Source organism: Flavobacterium tyrosinilyticum, from assembly GCF_023656565.1.
Classification (GTDB): domain Bacteria; phylum Bacteroidota; class Bacteroidia; order Flavobacteriales; family Flavobacteriaceae; genus Flavobacterium; species Flavobacterium tyrosinilyticum.
In genome coordinates, this window is record NZ_JAMOKG010000003.1 from 909,783 (window position 1) to 930,987 (window position 21,205).

The 21,205-nt window shown below is 33.6% G+C and carries 13 protein-coding genes and 1 tRNA gene; 1 reads left to right on the plus strand and 13 read right to left on the minus strand.

The genetic code is table 11. From position 1 onward, the window contains the following. Positions 1-55: 55 nt before the first annotated feature. The 13 genes from NCC77_RS18245 to NCC77_RS18305 all read right to left on the minus strand — a co-directional run bounded on the left by NCC77_RS18245 (position 56) and on the right by NCC77_RS18305 (position 20,236). Positions 56-1,435: an SDR family NAD(P)-dependent oxidoreductase gene (locus tag NCC77_RS18245; RefSeq protein ID WP_250836875.1), complete on the minus strand. Its 1,380-nt coding sequence runs from the start codon at positions 1,433-1,435 to the stop codon at positions 56-58. 55 nt (positions 1,436-1,490) lie between these two features. Then, positions 1,491-2,207: a DUF434 domain-containing protein gene (locus NCC77_RS18250; RefSeq protein WP_250836876.1), complete on the minus strand. Its 717-nt coding sequence runs from the start codon at positions 2,205-2,207 to the stop codon at positions 1,491-1,493. A 135-nt stretch (positions 2,208-2,342) separates the two neighbouring features. Further along, on the minus strand, positions 2,343-7,409 hold the full coding sequence (locus NCC77_RS18255; protein ID WP_250836877.1) for a DUF4132 domain-containing protein: 5,067 nt from the start codon (positions 7,407-7,409) through the stop codon (positions 2,343-2,345). 163 nt (positions 7,410-7,572) lie between these two features. Next, positions 7,573-8,007 (minus strand): hypothetical protein, encoded by a 435-nt coding sequence (locus NCC77_RS18260; protein ID WP_250836878.1) that lies wholly within the window; start codon positions 8,005-8,007, stop codon positions 7,573-7,575. A gap of 168 nt (positions 8,008-8,175) precedes the next feature. After that, the gene (locus NCC77_RS18265) at positions 8,176-8,445 is read right to left on the minus strand and encodes a hypothetical protein (protein WP_111288563.1); all 270 of its coding nucleotides are present in this window, start codon (positions 8,443-8,445) and stop codon (positions 8,176-8,178) included. 271 nt (positions 8,446-8,716) lie between these two features. After that, positions 8,717-9,775, minus strand: coding sequence for a nucleotidyltransferase domain-containing protein (locus tag NCC77_RS18270; RefSeq protein ID WP_250836879.1), 1,059 nt, complete (start codon positions 9,773-9,775; stop codon positions 8,717-8,719). A 24-nt stretch (positions 9,776-9,799) separates the two neighbouring features. Continuing rightward, positions 9,800-12,466 (minus strand): DEAD/DEAH box helicase, encoded by a 2,667-nt coding sequence (locus tag NCC77_RS18275; RefSeq protein WP_250836880.1) that lies wholly within the window; start codon positions 12,464-12,466, stop codon positions 9,800-9,802. A gap of 5 nt (positions 12,467-12,471) precedes the next feature. Continuing rightward, entirely contained in the window at positions 12,472-13,476 is a 1,005-nt protein-coding gene (locus NCC77_RS18280) for a Hachiman antiphage defense system protein HamA (RefSeq protein WP_250836881.1), read from the minus strand. A 3-nt stretch (positions 13,477-13,479) separates the two neighbouring features. Then, the gene (locus tag NCC77_RS18285; RefSeq protein WP_250836882.1) at positions 13,480-14,229 is read right to left on the minus strand and encodes a nucleotidyltransferase domain-containing protein; all 750 of its coding nucleotides are present in this window, start codon (positions 14,227-14,229) and stop codon (positions 13,480-13,482) included. A 147-nt stretch (positions 14,230-14,376) separates the two neighbouring features. Then, positions 14,377-15,177 carry a TatD family hydrolase gene (locus tag NCC77_RS18290; RefSeq protein WP_250836883.1) on the minus strand — a complete coding sequence of 267 codons (801 nt, stop codon included), beginning with the start codon at positions 15,175-15,177 and terminating at the stop codon, positions 14,377-14,379. A gap of 514 nt (positions 15,178-15,691) precedes the next feature. Continuing rightward, positions 15,692-17,113 (minus strand): RtcB family protein, encoded by a 1,422-nt coding sequence (locus NCC77_RS18295; protein WP_250836884.1) that lies wholly within the window; start codon positions 17,111-17,113, stop codon positions 15,692-15,694. 520 nt (positions 17,114-17,633) lie between these two features. Beyond that, complete coding sequence (locus NCC77_RS18300) at positions 17,634-19,874, minus strand: hypothetical protein (RefSeq protein ID WP_250836885.1); 2,241 nt, start codon at positions 19,872-19,874, stop codon at positions 17,634-17,636. Between the two features lie 244 nt (positions 19,875-20,118). After that, positions 20,119-20,236: transfer RNA gene (locus tag NCC77_RS18305), tRNA-OTHER, on the minus strand. A 288-nt stretch (positions 20,237-20,524) separates the two neighbouring features. Between NCC77_RS18305 and NCC77_RS18310 the strand changes: the two genes are divergently transcribed. Further along, the gene (locus NCC77_RS18310; RefSeq protein ID WP_250836886.1) at positions 20,525-21,139 is read left to right on the plus strand and encodes an HD domain-containing protein; all 615 of its coding nucleotides are present in this window, start codon (positions 20,525-20,527) and stop codon (positions 21,137-21,139) included. Positions 21,140-21,205 lie beyond the last annotated feature (66 nt).

The window sequence follows — 21,205 nt, forward strand, 5'->3', positions numbered from 1 at the left end:
CAAAACTTTTCCTGTGGGGGGAATATTTTTCCAATTAAACTACTATCCTAAACTTTTACCAATTGGAAACTTTGTAGTTTTTCAACAAGACCCCAAATATACTTTTTCCTTTAATACCCTGCACGATTGGATCAAAAATTCTGCTGGCTCCATCTACAGAATCCAGCGGCGGAATATATCCTTCCTCAAACTGCTTTTTTCGCAGGCTTTCTTTTGCTCCGGTCGAAATCCAGCCAACATCTACACTGGTCATAAAGATAGCATCTTCTGCAAATTCTTTGGCAGAAGTAAGTGTCATCATATTCAGTGCTGCTTTTGTCATATTAGTATGAGGGTGAAAAATCGTTTTATTAGTATAACTAAATATTCCTTCAGAAGATGTCACATTCACAATAAAACGTTCATTGAATGCTGAGTTTAAAAATAATGGTTTAAGTTCTTTTATCAGGAAATAAGGCGCAATTTGATTGATCAGATTAACCTCAACAAGCTCATACATGCTAATTTCTTCCAAAGTAGAATTCCAACTGGTTTTATCCCGATTATCAACAGGTTGTCCAAAACGCGAAAGTGCGATTTCGGTTTGTTCTTCAAAGCCATACTCTAAAGCTTTTACTTCTGATGTTACTTGAGTTTTATTGGCAATCAGATGGACATTTACCGAAAATTCTCCAAGCAGGTTTTCTTCTTTTCTAATTAATGGAACATAATATTCATCTGGATATTTTATAGTTTGAGCCGCATTATTTATTAAAATGTCCAGACTGTCAAATTTGGATTTATAAAATGATACAAATTCATTAATAGCATTTAGATTTCGTAAATCCAGACCATAGATAATCAGATTTTCTCCCCATTGATCAAAATCTTCTTCAAGTTTGAACTGTTCTAACGCGAGCGCAGGAAAACGGGTTGTAAGTACAACATTGGCATTACTTCGCAATAATTTTAAAGCTGTTGCAAAACCTACCTTTACTCGTCCGCCAGTTAAAATTACGTTTCTTCCTTTTAAATCTATATTCTGAAAACGTTTTTCATAGTTTTCTTCTGCACATTCTGGACAAAGTCTTGTGTAGAAACTATGGGCCAACTTATAAGACCGATTACAGGCATAACAATTTTTAGGCAGATTTAATTCGGTAAATTGTTGTTCTTCTGGATTTTCTTTTTCTGAAAATAATGTTTCTCCTTTTAAAGCTTTTGATACTATAGTCGCGTTTATACTAACCTGAAAATCCTGCTGCTTTTTTGAAGTATAACTGACGCTTCGGATATTCTTTTTGGCATTTTTATGAATTTTGGTAATCAAACCCGCAAATAAATCGTTGTCAGGATTCTCCAACGGATTGTCTTTTAAAGCCTGTAAAACCTTTATACAGCTTTTCCATTCTTCATCATCAAAAATATAGGTATTGTTGTTATTGTTTTCTTTCATTATTTTTAAGAATTACAGCTTTGGCCTCATTTAAAAAAGAACATTCTTTTTTTATTTATTCACTGCAAATTATAGTTTCAGTTATATTGAGATGAGTCAAAACATATTTCATCAAATTAAAATTTGACAAAGCATGATCTAAAATCCACGCATCAGATGTTATCGCAATTTGATTACTTTCTGCCATAACTTTATCAGGATTATTGACTAGTTCGACTTTCCAATCTAAACAATTTTTTAAAGCGATTTCTTCAATTATCTGTTTTAATTTTCCGCTATTAGAAACGGGTTTATCAAACAACCAATGCGCCGTTTTTACTTTTTCGTTTCTAAAAAAATCCACTATTATGTCAATAGCCTGTGAGGTTTGATTTACTTTTCTGTAAGTTCCATAAACACTTGACAAATCTCTTATATAACCATCTAATCCTGTAAAAACATAGGCTTTTGACAAGATGCTTTCCAGCAAAATTAACACATTAAAACCATCAATAACAATTTCTTTCCCTTCTAGATCCTTATTTTGAATTTCCTTTGATTTTCGGTCTACAATCTGACTTTGAGAAGCACTCATTCCACGAACAGCTTGTTGCTGACGCGCATTTAAACGGTAGCGATTTCCAACCAAAACCAATGTTGCTTTTTCGCCATAACCTCTGCTAAGAAAGTAGTGCATATCTGCAACAGCTTCTTTTAGTTTCTGTTGCATTTTTAAAGTTCCGAAGAGCGCATCATCGCTGGCTTCTTTTCCCCGGTTTTTTAGATTTGTCATTTTTTATTGAAGTTAAAGCTTTGATAAAGTAACGTTCTTTTTTTGTTACCAACTACAACTACTTAGCCTTTTTATATAAAAAAAAGAATTTAAAAAAGGCTGTTCTACTATTGAACAGCCTTTTCTATTTTTAATTTAAGCATACGTCTTATCAATCTGGCTCAAAATAGTTGGATCCTGAATTTCATTGTCTTTCGCAAACAATAAAACTTTAGACATAACCTCAGCCGATTTCGGATCGTCGTCTGCAAATGGAAGGAACAAACGTCCTCTGTGTTGCGAATGAATTGGCAATATCGATAAATATTTACCTGGAACCTGATGTACAATTGCACTACCTAAGTGTACGCTGTATTCTGCCAATTGTCCTTTTATGATGGCATGGTTTCCGGTAATTTCTACATTTTTAATTTTGAATAAACGCAATGTTTCTCTTAACAATACTGCTCTCATTTCGATAGAAGAATGACTCGCTTCTGGATCAACTCCGCCAACATGGGCAACGCTTACCACTAAATCAATGTCGCGCATTACTTCTGAGAAAATCCTTGGATTAATATCTTCAAAAGCAATATTTTTATAATCTTTTAAAGAATGGAATTCAATCGTTTCTAAAGTCGGACTTTCGACATCTGCTGGCGAAAACCAATCTGCCATTGCATACATTTTTACCTGATAGCCTTCTTTATGGAAAACTTTCTGTAATCCTTCCTCATAATCTACTTTCCAGCCTCTTGTTTTCAATAAAGCCAAAGTTTGATTCGGCTGTACTTGATGCCCTGCATAACGTCTCGAAATTGATTTTTCTTTTAATTCATCTGGCGTTGGAACATATAATTCTCTGAAAATCTGTTTAAATGGCTGTTGCAGTTTATTGTCAAAACAATATTTCTGGTAATCTACCCAAACATTATTTTTATGTAAATCAAAACAATGCGCAATTCTGAAAGTCTGATTTTCGTTTAACGAAATCATTTCTCCTAAACCGGTCACTAAACTTCCATCAACATAAAAACCAATTTGATTATCATTAGAAATAAAAACCAATTTCTCCAGATGTTTTGAAATAATTGGATGCTCAAAAAGGTTTTGCATTTCTGCGAATAAAAACTCGTCTCCGCGAATCATACTTTCTTCTAAACCTTTTCTTGAGCGCGTCCATTGCTCGCGCATCGTTTTTCTGTAATTCGTCAGTTCTAGAATACCTTTATCTTTTTTGTATTTCGGCGGAATCGATTTTAATTCTTTTCCTGCTTTATAGGTAACTAAATCAGCTTTCCCTTCATTATTGATCACCAAACTTATCGTTACATCATCTAAAACCACTTCGGTTTCTTTTGATAAAATATTTTGAACTTGCTTCGTTTCCATTGCCCAAGTCAAACGAACTGGATCTGGATAACCCGCATTTCTGGCTAAGTTTTCCAATGCCACACGAATCGCCAAAGCTTCGCTCGCCTGTTTCATCGAACCAAATTCTTTACTTTCTTTTTTAAACTGCTGCAAATATTCGTAACGTGCCAAAATATCTTTTTCTGGACTTGCTTTACTTAAAGGCACCAAACCGTAAACGCGTAAATAATCCTGATCACGTTTGTCTTTTACTTTGGCCGTAACTTCCCTGATTTTCAAATCGCCTGTAATCGTGTCTGCATACAAACGCGCGCGACGGTGGCCGTTTCCGTCTGTTACGTATTTAGCCGATTCGTACAGCATTTCCCATTTTGCTTTTCCCAATTTTTTGTAAGCCGATGTAAACCAATCTTTATCTACGGCACCATCTTTAAAATCTTGCAAATCTAAAGTCGAAAATCTAGCCGCCTCACTTTCTAATTCTGAATTTGCAGCACTGTAAGATGCTGTTTTGGTATGCGCATGAAACCACCAAATTCCTTCGTCTAGACCATTCCAATCTAAATAACTGCTGATAAACTTTTGCCATTGAGGCGCATAAATAGCAGTCTGGATTAATCTTTCTTCAGAGATTTTAGCTTTTTTAATTAAAGCATTAAAGCTTTCTTGTGTATCTGTCTCTAGCGGATAACATCTTTTCAGCAAGAAGCTAAATAATTTCTGTTTCGTTAAATCGGTATAACTCCAAGAATAAATATAGCCTTTGTACAAACTTGCTTTGCCAAGCGCTGTAATCAATTCCACCAAACGGTTGGCACCAAAAATCTTCTGGAAACTTTGTACCAAATGCGTTACCGAAGTATTAGAATCGCCTCTTTTAACCTCAACATCCAAAAATGTTTCTCGAATTTTATCTACCATCGAAACTAGGAACGGAAATCTAACCAATAAATCTTCGCTTCCTTGATTTCTGTAATTTCTGTTTCCGCCTGTTAAAAATGAAATTCTTTCTGGTTCCAAAATACCTTCGTACAATTCACCTTCGGTAATTAACTTTTGTTCAAACGCAGCACTATATAACTGTACAAAAGGTTTGCAGTGCGAAATATTTTTTTCCAGTCCGTTTAACTGTCTCCATCTGTACAGATTCCATATCTTAATTTCTTGTTCTGTAGTTACATTTCTTAAGTCGATTCTGTTTAGATAAACATCAAAAAAGTTCTGACTTTGCCAGCCGTTTCCGTTGTTGTTATTGTAATAATATTCATTTTTACCTGGCACGTATTCAAACTCTTTTACAGACTCTGGAAGATCTGCATACAAAGCGCTACTAGCGTCAATTAAGAAATCTACTTTTTCTTCAAAAGCATATTTTACTTGCAAGGCATTCAAAATATTCAGAATCGCATTGTCCCAATCGTAACCTCTTTTGTTTGGGTGAGGCAGTAATTCTTTATAATAAAAAACATGCTTTTCTAGAAAATCTCTCCAGATTTTTCGATCGCAATTGCTTACAAACGTTAGCAAAAACAAATCTCGTTCTACTAAACCTGAATTTTTAAACCATTCTTCCCAAACTTCATACAACGGATAATTGGTTGCTGCCAACTCTGAATTCTTATCGTCTTTTAGATTTTTTAATGGTCTAAAAGAATTCCCCAATAAAACAGTTGATTTGCTGTTATCGTAGTTTTCAATTTCGTATTCGTAATTTCTGTTTTCTTCAAACAATTTATAAAGCTTCGCAATTTCGTCTTTAATATGCGACATCGATTTGGAGAAACCGTACTGATGTTCTTTTACCGCTTTTGCATACACAGAATCTGCCTTTGGTTTTGGCAATTCGTAAACTGAAATTTCGTTTGGCGTAAAAAACCCGTAACCGTTTTCTGCGCTTAAAAGATCTTGTTTTTTTGAAGGTTCTAACTGCTCAATAAATTTGGTTTCTTTCTCGGTAATTTTTGGTCTTTGCAGATAATCTTTTACCCAATCGTTAACCTTATCCGTTAGTTTATTATTTTTCTGAAGCTGAAGCATTACGTCTAACATAGACATACGCTGTTCTAAATCGCCTTTTTCTACGATCTGATCAACAAAATTGACTACTTTTTGATCTTCTTGTTTAATCAGAATTGCTGTTAGATTCTTTTTTAAATTAGAATTTTTACGTTTAAATAATTCCTGAAAAACAGCCAATTCGTCTTCAGTTAAACTCAAATCTTTTAAAACATTAACCGCAGAAGCCACAAGAGATTCTCCCCTATCTTTTAAAATTCGTAAGGCAAAATTTCTTTGAAATTCAGTAGGTTCAGTTTTAGTTTGATTATTTTGATTGCTGTAATACGAATAGCTATAAAAACTTCCCAATAAATTTCTAGTCAGTTTCTCTCTTAAATTGATCGAGAAGCCTTCAAAATGTTGTAAAACCGCTTCTAATCTTTCGGTATTATCGCCCACCAAATTAATCGCTGCGGCATAAAGTGTATCTCTTTCGAACTTTATATTTAACCACGAAAACACTTTTCCTTCAAAAGTTTTTTCTTTTTCGGTTATGCTTTGTGCAAGATTGTAAACTTTATCAAAGAAGTTCGGATAATCTGTGTTTTCGATATAAAACTTCGATTTTGTATTGGCTTCCAACAAAGCATTCATTCTCGAAACTGCAAAGGCTAAAACCTGCAGATTCTCATCTTCTAACGCTTTAAAATAAAGAGGCATTTCGATATAAGGATCGTTCGTTTCTCCTGCAAATTTCAATGCTAGCGATTTCTTTTCGACCGAACCTTTTTCTAATAATTCGTGCAGGTACGGAACTGTTTTCTCGACATCCAAAACACCTTGAACCCAAAGCGCCATATAGACTTCGTTATTGTTTTTGCTTTTTACGCCAGTTGCAATCGTTTCTGGTTTTGTAAAATACCCCGAAGCCAACTCGATAATATTTCGAACTGTAGTTTCTTTTTCAGAATCCCAACCCAAACCTGTCCACGTATCAATCGCTCTTACAACCGATGAAAAACGAGTCAGTTTATTATCAATAAGCACTTTAATCATGTATTGCAAAGCACCGATACTTGTTTCGTCTAAAGCTTCCAGAATCGTCTGGCGCAAACCTTCCTGACGCTGAGCGGCCAGAAGCAGTTTTTCTACCAACTCCCAGTTTTCCTGCTTTTCGCTGTTTAAAAGGGCTTTAATGATATTTCTAGACACTTTTCCGTGCGCATCTTTATTGAAAATAATATCTTCAAATAATTGAAAAAGTCCTTCTTTACCAGAATCCAATGCAGCAGACCAAACCATGAATTTGGTAATGGTATTTGAAATCTCGGTATCGTAGCGAATTTCATCTTCAATACTCAAATCATAATAAAAAGTGGTGCTGTCCTGATAATTGTATTTGTAAGGTCCGTTTAGCAAAGAACGCAGAAAGTTAATCTGATTGACCAGCAAATAACTTTTATGATTTGGTGCCCTAAATGCTCTTCGCGTATAACCCGTCTGATACATTTTTTGAGGCAATCTGCTCCAAGCTTCTTTGACGTATGCAGCATTTTCTTCGCCAAAAAAGTAAAGCAAAAGATCGTAGTAATTTTGATCTTCCCAAATATCCTCTTTTACCAAAGTCGCAAACTTTTCGGCCTCTGTAGAACCCAGCGAAATATAATTGCTGTAATAATTGTCCTGAAGTTTTACGAGTTCTAGACCAAACTCCGCCACTTCTTTTTTTAGTTTTGTTTTAGAAAATAATTTAGTAACCAGATTACTGTTTACAATTTCTTCCAATTCTTTTTTAAATCTCTTAATTGGATTTTCGATTACTTTACTTTTTAATAAATCTTCAATTGTCATATTGTTTATTTTAGATTTCTGATTTTAGATTTTAGATTAATTCACTTTGTCTTCCTGAGCGCAGTCGAAGGATTTCCCCAAACAGATTTTGGAATTTGGGATTTATATTTTTTGGAATTTGGAATTCGCTTTTGGAATTTGGGATTTACATTTTGGAATTTAACTACCAGTAGCTTCCCGCCAAGAACGTAAGCCTGATAAAAGTGATGGATTTGTTTTGAGATAAATCGATTTCCTCGCTTAAAGTTTCTAACTGATCGTCTCCGTAGAAAATAGCATACAAACCGTCTTCAAAAGCTACAATGGCATTTTCCTGCGCTTTGGCCAAATCTACTTGATTGTGATTGTACAGCGCGCCAAAACCTACTTTTCCGGTATCGGTAAGAATGGGTAAATAATTTTCTTTGGGAAGATGGATTTTGTCTTCGTCTTCAAACTCAAATGAAGCAGAACGGAACAGTTGTAGCTGATGATCAACAATCGATTCTATGAGTTTTTGTGTAGTAATGATAGGATTTTCTACTGCTAGATCTATATTCTTTTCCTGAAGTAGCGGATGTTTTTTTCCTAATTGTTTAACTGAGATGTTTATATTCATCTTTATCGGCTTTTATTTTGAAAGGGTAATGTAAGAATTTTAGAGTGATTTGGCCTTAAAATAATGTCTTTTAAATGTTAAAAAATCTAGGAACTAAAAGTACTATTTGATCTCAAAAAAATACCCTGCCAATTGGTATTGGCAGGGTTTGGGTTTTTATTCGGATAATTAACGATTGCTTACACAAGCTTTCTGAATCTGCTTCTCTGAAAATGGCGATAACGTTTCTGCCAGATTTCGGCTGGTTCTTAAACAGCTTAGTATTTTTTGCCTTAAATTGATATCGTCGCCAAATTCGGTATGCATTAAAAGCTCGAAGATTTCCTGCAAATACATGGGCTGTTCTTTGTAGTCTCCCTCAAACAATTCGTCTGAAAGGAAATTAATTACGGATGGCACTACATCACGATGTGTTGGTTTTTGATTTTCTTTTGTCATTTTTCTGAAAATATTAAACGCACGAAACCCTCATCTTCGGTTGTGACAAAACATTCTTATCGAATGAGATTAGGGCTATCACTAGCTCCAGCAACGTGAATGAGGGCTTCGCTTATGTTAACTTATAAAGTTTCAAAGTTCTCTGTTACCGATAAATGTTTTGTCGATAACAAAGATAAAACTTTATTTTAAAAAGAAAGAAAAAACTTACTTTTAAACTTTTTAGATTTTAATTTTGAATTTATGTTGAAAACAAAGATAAAAATTAATCTTACTGATATAATTGTTCTCTTATTTCAATTAAGGTTTGAATTACTTTTTGCTCATCTGGCTTTTCAGGAAGATTGGAAGTTAAGTAATGACTTTCGATTGAAGTAATTAAATTATCTGCCATTTCCAGTAAAGCATCATATTCTTTGTTTCCTGCTTTTATCTCTAATAATTCTTCACGGTTGGAAACTCTGATATTCAATTTTCCTGTAGAAAGAATCTGTTCAGCCGTTTGCAAAAGACGAATCGTATGCATCATATTTTTGCTATCGTAATTTTTTCCGTGCTGTTGATTAGTATTGTAACGATCTTCGTTTCGTTTTTCAATCCAACTCCAATATTCTGAATATTCTTTACAATACTTAGAATATCCGTCTTGATTACAAAACAAATAACCAATCAGTTTTTCATTTTTTGGAATTGATGAAAGTGAAACTTCATTAGAATTTTCTTTCTGAATAATTCCTTTGTACCCTAACGTTTTGTTTTCGTCATAAAACATTGCAAACATTCCTTTTGAATTAGGAAGATTTACTAAACCAATCTGTTCTTGGTTCCAGTTGTTTTCTTTTAGAAATCCTAATAAAGAAACGGTTTCGTAGCCTTTTAAAACATAACAAAAATCCAAAAGACTTTTCTTTTCTTTCGGCATTGGGTTTACAATTTTCTTATTTAAACCTCTCGCCTTTTTGATTTGTGTTACAGCATAACCCGCAAAAGAATCTTTACAGAGTTTAGATAGAAAATCTTCTAGTTGCAAATACTCCATTACCGGATGTTTGTACAAAATACAATCTTCAGGCGAAGCCAAAATCTCCAGAATATTTGGATTATTTTTAAGCAGTAACTCTATAAAACGACCAATTTCATAATAAACCTCATCATTTGTCTCATTACTGATTTGCGGAATATAATCTAACCCAAAGAACTTTTCTTTTGGTAAATAATAAACACCTTTAATATCTGTATCTGATGTTGGTGTATTTAACCCAAAAGATTTACTTCCCGAAATAACTTCGAAAAGAATTAGGTTTTGGGATTTTAGGTTTTGGATAGTCATTGGTAATTTATTTCAAGATATAATCTAATTGAAATTATTATTTATAATTTTTAGTCTTTTCAAATATCTATTGTATATAGGTTTTAGTTCTTTTATTTCGTTTTGTTTTGATAACCATATTAGAACATCATTTTTTTCTCTATAATCCTTAGATGTTTTCTTTTTGTATACTTCAAATATTTGAATTGCCACACTTCTAGTAATTCCAGAAGATATTAACTGAATAACTATCGGTTCTTGTGTTCCTAACTCTAACATTGTTGGTAAACTTAAAGTTAGCCTATATTCTTCTTTTTGATTTTCTGATAGAATCTCTTCCAGCACGTCAGTCAAAACTTTTATATATTTTGGCAATAAATGTGTTGTTATAGATGAATTATATCTTATAGTATTATTTATAACTGAATTAACATCTTCTAAACTCTCGGAATCAATCTTATAAGAGCCTTCTAATTGAGATAAGTATTTTATATTCTGCTTAATAATTTGACCAATTGGCACTCCACTAAGCCATCTCTTGGCCTGCAAACTAACTGATTTAGGTGTTAACCAACTTTGATTATACTTTGTAAATCCTTCATCAAATAAATTAAATATTTTATCCAATTTATCAATGATATTTACCAATTGCCAGTAAAATGGTCTATCATATATTGGCATTGATTCTACATGCTCTGCACTTAAAAATTTATTAAAATTACTATTTTTGTTTATTACCCATTCTTTAATATCAACTTTCTTGACTAAATCAAATAATTGAATTTGTAATAATGGATCAATTGATGGATTATTATTCAAAACCTTAGTTGGTATAAATAAACCATCAAAACTATTCTTTAAAATTTGCATCCCAAGGTCAATTTCTTCTTCAGTAAAATCCTTGCTTTTTAAATACTTTAAAACATAAATATCACCTTTTAAATACTTGTGTCTAAGAAAAATAGAAATCTGTTGCGCTTTAGTTGTTCTAAATTTATCTTCTTTTACTATTGAAGTTAATGGCAGGCTTAAGTCATTAATATTTAATTCATTTAAAGCATTTGAAGAAAAGATTTCAATTTCTTTATCATATTCAACATCATAGTAATCATTAGCTTTTAATTTATCTTTATGATTTTCTATATAATAAACTGTTCCATATAATGATGAATTTAATCTACCTGCTCTTCCTATTAGATTACCGAATTCAAATCTTGTTAAAGGCGTATCCTTTTTTTTTGGCTCAAATGTAAAAAGATTATTTGCAGGTAAATTAACCCCTTCTAATAAAGTAGAAGTACAAAACACAGTTAATAATTTTTCATTGATATATAAATCTTCAATTTCTTTTCTAACAATGTCAGGCAAAGTTCCATGATGATATGCTGTTTTCTTTTTTAAACATTCAATTAAATAATATTTACTATGTATATCTTCTTTTAAAAAATCAATTAATTCTTTTACTTCTTCATCTAATTCAAAATCCTGGCTTTTTATCATTGCATATTTAACAGCCCATAACTGTGCATGAAATCCATTGTGCACAAAAACGATATTAAAATCATTTGGCGCAATAAAATCAACTAGATGCGCTATTGTGTCACCTTTATTATTTAATTTAGAAAAATCATAGTTAAAATCTTGCTGGAATTTTTGATACTTACCTCTCTCTGTTTGTATTTCTACATCAAACTTTGTTTTTATATTATTTTTTAAAGTAACTTTTAATTGAAATACTGGTGACAATTTCGTTCTTACGGTTAAACATTCTCGATCAAAAATATCTAAAAATGTTTTTTCTGGATTTTCAATATTTGGACCAGCTGTTATAAATTTTGCTTTTGGGAATTTTAATGAAATTTCATTAAAAACATATTCAAAAGTAAGTCCTCTACCCGACACGTCTTCGACACCCTGGATTTCATCAATAAACACTAAATCAATTTCAACTTTACTATTTAATAATTTTAAACATCTTTCAGGAGTTAAAATATATAGTTCTTTTTCGAAAATTTCGTTTTCTTCTACAAATGAAGTTTTTACATAAACATTTTCGTTAATTTCAGATTTGAAATCTTGACTTACTTGGTTTATTAATGCCCTTGAAGGAACAATATAAACAGCTTTATATGAAATAAAAGTTGAAAATTCATTTATCAAAAATTGCTTTATAATAAATGATTTACCAGAGGATGTCGGCGCAGAAATGGCAATTTCCGAATTACTACTTAATGAACCCCATAATTCTTTTTGAAAATCTGTTATTAAGTATGATTTATTTGAAGCTGAAATAATTTTTTTTTCTCGTTCGAAAAATAATTCATGACTAATGAAATCTCCAAAATCATATTTAGCTCTTAAATCTACTGGATTATTCTCTTTTTGAAAATATAAATTATCTAAAAATTTTGTAGCTGTTAAATTTCCTAATCTTGAAAATAAAATATAACAGACTTTAAGAATTTCAATATTCTCTTTATTATTTAAATAAAGAAGAGATGTAAACAACTGAGCTTTTCTTTTATGAATCTGATCTTCGCTACCTGATAAAATTGAAGCTAACCAAATTGCTTTTTTTAATTCATCTTCTTTTACTTCTACGACCTTAATCGAATTAAAAACATTCGACAATAAAACTAAAGTATATTCATAAATAACTTTATTTAGTGTTATATGTTCACATGCCTGAATTGTTAAGGAATTATCAATCATTTTTTTTATATTAGATTATCCATTGTGTCATTAAAATTACTTATACTATTAGTTGGAATTAAAATAAAATCTAAAAAAACTTTTTCTAACTCTGGAAAGGTTTTGACTTTTTTACCTATACTCTTTAAAGTGTTATTTGCTTTTAATTGAATAGTAGAATCAATTAGCTTAGACAATTCATCACTATTCTGTGCTTTCTTCATTAATTCGTCATAACCTGACGTTTCATACATAATTAAAATCGGATGTACCGCTATTTGCTTTTTAAACAAATCAGATTTTGGATCAAGTCTATCGTATAGTTCATCTATGTCAACTTTATTACCAACAACCTTTTCTATATCTTTCTGGGCTATAAAAAACTCAAGAGTATTAAAATCTGCTTGTACTTTTGAGTCATAAAATCTATTTATAGATTTCAAAGCATCATCTTTTGCACCCGAATAATCCTTCCAAATTTTTGACTCCCCAATAAGGTATGCTCTTTCTACTTCTCCGTTTGGTAATGTATAATTTCCCATAAAAATTCCGTCACCGCCTTTAACCTCATCATGATAATTAGTTAAGTTCGTTATTTTATGTGCGATCATTTTACAGTTTAGAACTGATTCTACAAGTCCAAATAAAAGTAATTCCCCATATTTACCACTTTTTGAATCAACACTTTTCTTTTTAAAAAATTGCTTTGCTTCTCTATAGGTTCTCGTAAAAATTATTTTTGTAACTTCCTCATTATGATCAATTTCCGTTGCCGTTGTATAATCGTTAATTGTTTTAGAAATCTCCCGTTGGATTTGTTTATCTATTTCTTGTTTAGATTTAAAATAATAAGGCAAAATATCAAGTAATGTATTTGCTAATGATAAAGAAGTAATAAGTGTTCCGGAAGGTTTTATAGAATATATTCTTACTTTTAATTTATCATTTATTTCTTTAGTAAAATGATGATTAAATTCTTTATCTACCCATTTTCGATTAATTGTAATTAAATCACTAAAATTAATAGCCATAACTTAATGTTTTATTTTATTCATAAAAAACAAATCCAATTCCTCATTCAACTTCTTCCCGCTTCGCAACTTACTTGCATTTTCCTGATTAAATTGTACTGTTTCGAATAAAAAATCAGTTATCAAAGTTTCTTTTGGATGCAGGTATTTTTCGTCTTGGTTGGCTTTTATTTGTTGTAATTCGAGTATTTTTTCTTGTATATTTTGTGGTGCAATGGGCAATAAATTGGCAAAAGCAACAGGCGGAAATGTATTGGTTTCTATAATCCATTTTCCGGCTAAGGCAGTGCGTAAGGCATAGAAATAACTTTTTAGTTTTACTTCTTCCATTTCGCAGACTTCCATAAAGTTTTTTGTTATTCCTAAATAGTGGTGTAAAACTGCTATTGGCGAAAAACATTCTAGGGCTAAGTCCTGCATTTTTTTTACAAAATCATCATTCTGAAAATATACTACTGGCGAAAACAGCCATTCGGTCAAAGGTGCGTTAGATTTTGCTAATAACCTTACGGATTTCCGTAAATCCCAGCCAGAACCGTCAAGATTGTCTTCGGTCATGAATTCTATTACATCTGGTTTTTCCCAAAGTGATAAATAATATTCTAGTTTATGTTTGTATATAAAACGGATATCATAATCACTGTCTGGAGAAGCAAATCCCCAAGCGCGACTTCCTGATTCTATAGCAAAAAGTATTTCTATATCTTTTTGCTTCTCTATTTCTTTTAATTTTTCTAATATTTTTTCTTTCATGATAGTTTCAAATGTAATTAAACAAAAAAGCTTAAAACCAAGTAATAACACGTGATTTTAAAGCTGTACGTTTTTGCCCCAAGATTTCTTTTTATGCTTAACGCTTTAGTTTGCCCTTTGTTGCTTTATACCTTTGCCTCTTTGAGCCTAAATCCCAAAAAAGCCCTTAGAATTCCTCGTCGTTTCCTCCGCTACTTTAGCTAAAGTAATTCCTTTAAACTGTGCAATTGTTCCAGCAACATACGGCAGAAAAGCAGGTTCGCAACGGCGTTCGTGGTATTTCTTCAAAAGGCTGTTCGGGACATTTTTAGGAAGCATAAACGGCGCATCGGTTTCAATCATCATTCGGTCGAGCGGTACGTACTGTAAGACTTCTTTTAAATGACTGAAACGTTTGGCGTCTGAAATCGCTCCCGTAAAACCCAGATAAAATCCGTTATCGAGATAGGTTTTGGCTTCTTGCAAAGTTCCCGTAAAACAATGCACAACGGCTTTTGGCAATTGCGGTAAATAGTCTTTGGTACTATTCATAAACGAACTAAAAGCGCTTCTTTCGTGCAAAAACAAAGGTTTCTGAACCTCGATTGCCAATTCTAATTGGGCTTTATAACATTCTTCCTGTTTGTTTCGGGGCGAAAAATCACGATCAAAATCGAGTCCGCATTCGCCTACGGAAACTACGTGTTTCAGTTCTAATAATTTCCTGAGTTTCGAAATACTCTGGGCATCAAAACTCTTCGCATCATGCGGATGTATTCCTGCCGTTGCATACAGCACGCCCGGATACTGCCTGGCAATCTTAGCAGATTCTTCGCTATTTCGTACGCTGGTGCCCGTGAGTATCATTTGCGATATATCGGTGTCGAGCGCGTCTTGTACGACATCGTCTATGTCGTTTTGGAATTGTTTGTTGGTTAAATTAATTCCGATATCTATATATGTTTTCATTCTTTTTGTTTTTTTGCCACTAAGGCACTAAGACACAAAGTTTTTTTATTCTTTGTGGCGGTTATTATTGTTTTAAGTTCTAAGGTTCTGAGATACTAAGATGCTAAGTTTTTTGTTTTTAATCTCGCAAAGTCGCGGAGCCGCAAAGTTTTTGTTTCACGCAGATTTTGCAGATTCTGGCAGATTTAAAATGATTTTTAATAAATAATCTGCGAACATCTGCTTAAATCTTTTTAAATCTGCGTGAAAAAATCTTTAACCACAAAGTTTGTCATTTCGACGGAGGAGAAATCTCACTAGAAACTCCGCACAGAATGTCGCCAATCTTTGTCGAATCCCGCGTGTGATTTCTCCCTTCGGTCGAAATGACAAACTTTGCGCAGAAAAATTCTTTGCGACCTTCGCGTAATTCTTAGCGCTCTTTGCGGTTAAAATTATCACAAAGTGTTAGACGCACTGCAGTGCGCCTCTACACTGAAAACTGAGATCGTGACTGAACACTAAAAACTGAACACTAGTCCTCTTTGCTCCCATCATCTGCCATTCGAACCAGTTTCGGTGTAAACTTGGCAACCACATCTACTAAATCCTGTTGCGCTTCCATAACCTGATTGATATCTTTATAGGCCATTGGAGCTTCGTCTAGACCCGCACCGATAAGCGTAACACCATGATCTCTCAGGATCGATTTCATTTCAGATTGTGTGATGTTTTTTATGGCCTGAGTTCTGCTCATTTGTCTTCCTGCTCCATGCGAAGCCGAATTAATGGCGTTCTCCTCGCCTTTTCCTCTCACCAAAAATCCCGGTGCGGTCATACTTCCCGGAATGATTCCCATAACGCCTTTTCCGGCTGGAGTTGCTCCTTTTCTATGCACAATCACTTCTTCGCCGTTCCAGATTTCTTTCCAAGCAAAATTATGGTGGTTTTCGACTTTGGCTAAAATCGTCGCACCCAAAGCGCGTTCCATTTTGTTATGGATAATCTCGTGACAAGCCGAAGCGTAATCTCCCGCCAAATTCATCGCCAGCCAATATTCTTGTCCTAATTGCGAATTCATATCTAAATACGCTAAGTTTTTTGCCACTTCTGGAAGTTTACATTCGTCTTTGGCGATTCTAGTATAATGTCCCGCAATTGTGGCTCCCATTCCACGTGAACCGGAATGCGTTAACAAAGCGACGTATTTTCCTTTTGGGATATTCAAAACCGCATCGTTTTGTGCAAATTCCATGATTCCGAATTCAACAAAGTGATTTCCACCACCCGAAGATCCTAATTGTGACCAAGCTTTATCTTTCAAATTCTTCACAAACGGATTCATATTGAAAGTTTCATTCTCCAAAACCGCATGATCTGATTTGTACTGACCGTGAAATCCGTGACCTGCTCCAAAAATAGAATTGGCAATTAATTCTTTTTTGAACTTGGCTTCGTTTTCAAAGTAAAAATCTTCTGGAATATCATAAACCGATAACGCCATTCTACACCCAATATCGACACCAACACCATACGGAATAATGGCATTTTTTGTGGCTAGAACCCCGCCAATCGGTAATCCGTAACCTTGATGCGCGTCTGGCATTAAAGCTCCGGCAACCGTCACAGGCAGTTTCATGGCAACTTCCATTTGTTTTCTGGCTCCGTCTTCGATATGATCTAATCCGTAAGCTGAATACGCATTCGGATTTTCGTTTAAAGCAATGAAATCTTCTGGTTTTTCATTCGATTTCTCGATTAAAGCAACAGCCAGTTTGCTGAAGATTTTATCGTCTATATAATTCTCCGGAGTTTCTAAGACGTTTTTGAAATTTGCAATCATTTCGTCTCTTGTGAATCCGTTTCTTTTGCTGTTTATTTTTAAGGCAATCCCTATTATTTTTCCTTCTGGGAATCCTAATTCTAATATATCTGTACCGTTTATTTGTGTTTTCATTTGTGTTTCTATTTTGATAGTACAAAGGTTAATTGCTACTGCGCAATTATTTTGCGTAGATACATTTAATTCCAAGTTTTTTTTGCTCTACGAAGAGATAGTTCTCGCAAAGTCGCAGAGTCGCAAAGGTTTTTCTTTTTTAAGCCACAGATTATGAGGATTAAAATGATTTTCTCTTTTTTTGTCATTTCGACGTAAGGAGAAATCACACTAGAAACTCCGCACAGAACGTCTCCAATCTTTGTCGAATCTCGCGTGTGATTTCTCCCTTCGGTCGAAATGACAAATTGTGTGGTTACTGTAACCTCAAAAATTTTTTCCTGCTCCCGATAGCTATCGGGATTGCAGATTCTGTAGATTTATAATAATCTTTTTAATCCTCATAATCTGTGGCAAAAAAAACTCCGCGACTTCGCGTCTTTGCGAGATTAAATTTACCAATCTTTGCGGAGACGCACAGCAGTGCGCCTCTACAAAAACCTTTGTCACTTTGTTACTTTGTTACTTTGTTACTTTGCCACTAATCTACCAACAACTGTGTAACAACCGCTGGATTCATGGCCCATTGCGCTGTGTAAACCTCATCGGCAATTTCATTTTCGGTGATGGTCAAACCTTGAGCTTCCGCTTTAAGCTGTAACAAACTACCAATATTCAATTTGCTGTTTAGTTTTGACAATAACGCCTGAACGCCTTTGAAATCCAATCCACCTACGACCTGACCTCCGAAAGTCATCTCTAACCAAACGATTTCTCTTTTGGCTACATCCAACACTCCAAAAACCAAACCTTTGGCAACATTTTGCGTCACACGAACCTGATGATCTACACACGACGGATCGTATGCTACACCAGTTTTCTCCGAAATTTTCATCGGGTGTTTGCTGCTCATCCAACCTACAACTAAATTTGGCGTAATACTTCCGTTGCTGTACGCGTTGCAAGTAAAAGTTACAAATTTCGCTTTGGCTTTCGCCAATTCGTCGATATTAATGTTGATATATTCGGCTGTTCCAATTTTATTTGGAATGCTTCGGATATCTCCACTATGCTGACAACCTGTTGTGGTTAATCGGCTGAAAGAACAAATATCGGCTTTATCTTCATAAGCGATATGACAGCTCAAATCCATATCTAAATGCTGTGCTGGCAAATCTTTACCCCATTGCATGAACAATCGCACTTCGTTTCCTTCAATTGGGAAACGTGTTCCCATTAAAGCAACTGGCAAATCCTGAACCGTTTCGCTTCGATCTCCTATAGAAACCGGAATGTTAAACAATTGCGGATCGATATAGATGGTTTTGTTGGTATTCGCAATTTTTGCAAATCGTTTTTTCATAGCCAAAAGACACAATTCTTCGATTTGGTTTTTCATTGCTTCCAACTGAAAATCTTCGTACAATTTCAACAAACCGTTAGGTTCAATTCGTTTGTTTGTTCCTCCCAAAGGTTTCACACTTCTCTGCATGTTTTTATCAAAATAATTTTGAGCATACATGTTTAAAGTAAACACCAATCGAGCTGGAACTTTATCGATGATTTCTTCAAAATGGGCAATCGTTTCCTCTGCTCCAAACCATAGCATGTTCGAAAATAACGAACGTGCAAACAATCCTGGACGCTGTTTCAATAAAGCAAATGTTTTATCGGCATCAAATTTTAATCTTGATGAATCTACTTTGCTTTGCCAAACATCGTACACTTGGTTGTAGAATACATCCATTAAAAAGTTCAATTTCTCAAACCCTTTTCTTTTGCTGTATTCTGCCAAACGCAAAGCTCGGATAAAACGAACCCACATTCCTCTTTTTGGATGCATGGTTTCGCACATAGCTTCAACGTCCATGCTCATATTATTCAACCAATTTGCCACCATTAAACATTCTTTTCGAGAATATTTTAGTTTCAAATCTTTTTGAGATGCAATTCTTGCCTGAACGCTTGTATCTAAAACATTATGGAAATGCTGTGCATTTTTTGATGTTCTTTTGATAATCGTTTTTGGCTCAATAATTTGGAGCATTCCTGTGTTTTTATACCACAAGTATCGTAAAATATCTGTTGGTGTTTTTAGAAACTGAGACGCTTCCTCTTCTTTACCATTTTCAATCAAAAGATCAATCACCAGCATTAAAGTTTCCTTCATTGCCACTTCTGTTTTTGGCAAAGGCAAATACTGCATCGCCATTTTTAAACTATCTACCTGAGTAGCGTCTAAAGCGGTTTTAGATTGTAATAATGATATATAGAAATCATTCAAATCTTTTTCTGTCCATAATTCAAGCATTTTCAATTTGCTTCCTTGACCGATATTTTCCAGTTTTCCAAATTCAAACGGAGTTCCGCAGAACGGACAACCGTTGTATCTTTCTAATGGAAAAGTATTATCAGGGATAATATGTCCACATTGTAAAGTCGTTCCGTTTTTTGTTTTAAAAACGTTTCCAAAATACGTGATAATATGATCTATAACAGATTCATTAGTTGGAACATTCCATTCTTTCACCAATGGCGTCCAGTTTTTATCTGTTCCTAGCACTTCTCTTAAAACTTCTAAAACCTCGATTTTATATTTTGGGTTTACGTTGTTTAAAGCATGAAGCAATGATTCAGAAAATGTAAATCCAAGTTTTGAAACATTGGCTAACAAAACTGATGTTGTTCCTGATAAATTTTTAATATCATTCGTAATCATTTCTGATGGAATGAAAATTGCATTTTGACGTAAACTGATTTTTAATAATTCTTTTGTTTTCATTTTTTTAATTTTTAAAATTTAGATAATTGCGTTTCTGAGTTCTACCTAAAAGATTTTTGAAGTAAGAAACACTTGACCTGAAATTGGAGTGTAATGAATTAGCTGATTCAAATTGGTTTGTGGGTTTCCCCGAGAAGTAAGCTAATTTTGACCCTCTTTTTTTTAATGATGATTTTAAAACTATGTTCGGATTCGAACCGAAAGTAGCCGTGTTCTGAAGTAAGTTTTAATTGACCATTAATTGTGGAGCAGGTGGGATTCGAACCCACGACCCGGACATTAAAAGTGTAAGAAGTAAATTTTGATTGACCTTTGATGGATAATTTCAAAACTACCTGCTCTAACCGCTGAGCTACTGCCCCAATTATGATTATAAAATAAAAAGGTAATGGTATAAGTGGTACATTGGAAAGTGTTTTCGAAGTAACTCAAACTTGACCTGTTTTATTCTTTTTTTATTTCTATGAACGTTTGTTTTTATTTCTTGAACAAAGATTTCAAAACTAGTACGCAGTTATTTTGCGTAGTTAAATCTTTGTTCAATTTTTCAGAAATACTATTTGTTTTATTTCCTGAGCAAAGATTTCAAAACTACTACGCAATTATTTTGCGCAGTAAAAAAAGAATTTTAAATTTGAGTAAAAAACAGCATGAATTTAGAGAAAATATATTCTGATTTACTTTTGGACATTGGCTTTTCAGCAAATGAAGTTCAGCAAAACTGGTTGAATTTAGAAAAGGCATATTCCAAAAAATCAAGGCATTACCATAATCTTACCCATTTAAAAGAAATGATTGCCAGTTTTGAAATTTATAAAGACAAACTTCAAAATCCAGATGAAATATTATTTTCAATCTTTTATCATGATTTTGTGTATTCGGCTTCTAAAAAAGATAACGAACTCAAAAGTGCGGAATATGCTTTGGCCATTTTACCTGAAAATATCAATATAAATAAACAATTGGTCTTTGATGCGATTTGTGCAACACAACAACATCAATACAATGCCATCGAAGATATCAATTGGTTAATCGATTTTGATTTGAAAATCCTTGCTAAAGATTGGGACAATTATAAAATCTACTTCGAACAGATTAGAAAAGAATATCGCATTTATCCTGATTTTCTATACAAACCCGGACGTGCCAAAGCGTTGAAGCATTTTCTGGAAAACGAATTTATTTTTCAGACCGAGGAATTTAGGAATTTATATGAGGGAAAAGCTCGGGCTAATATTGAGAAAGAAATAAAGTTATTAAGCTAAAAATTGAATCTCGCAAAGTCGCAAAGTCGCAAAGTTTTTTTGTTTCACGCAGATTTTACAGATTTG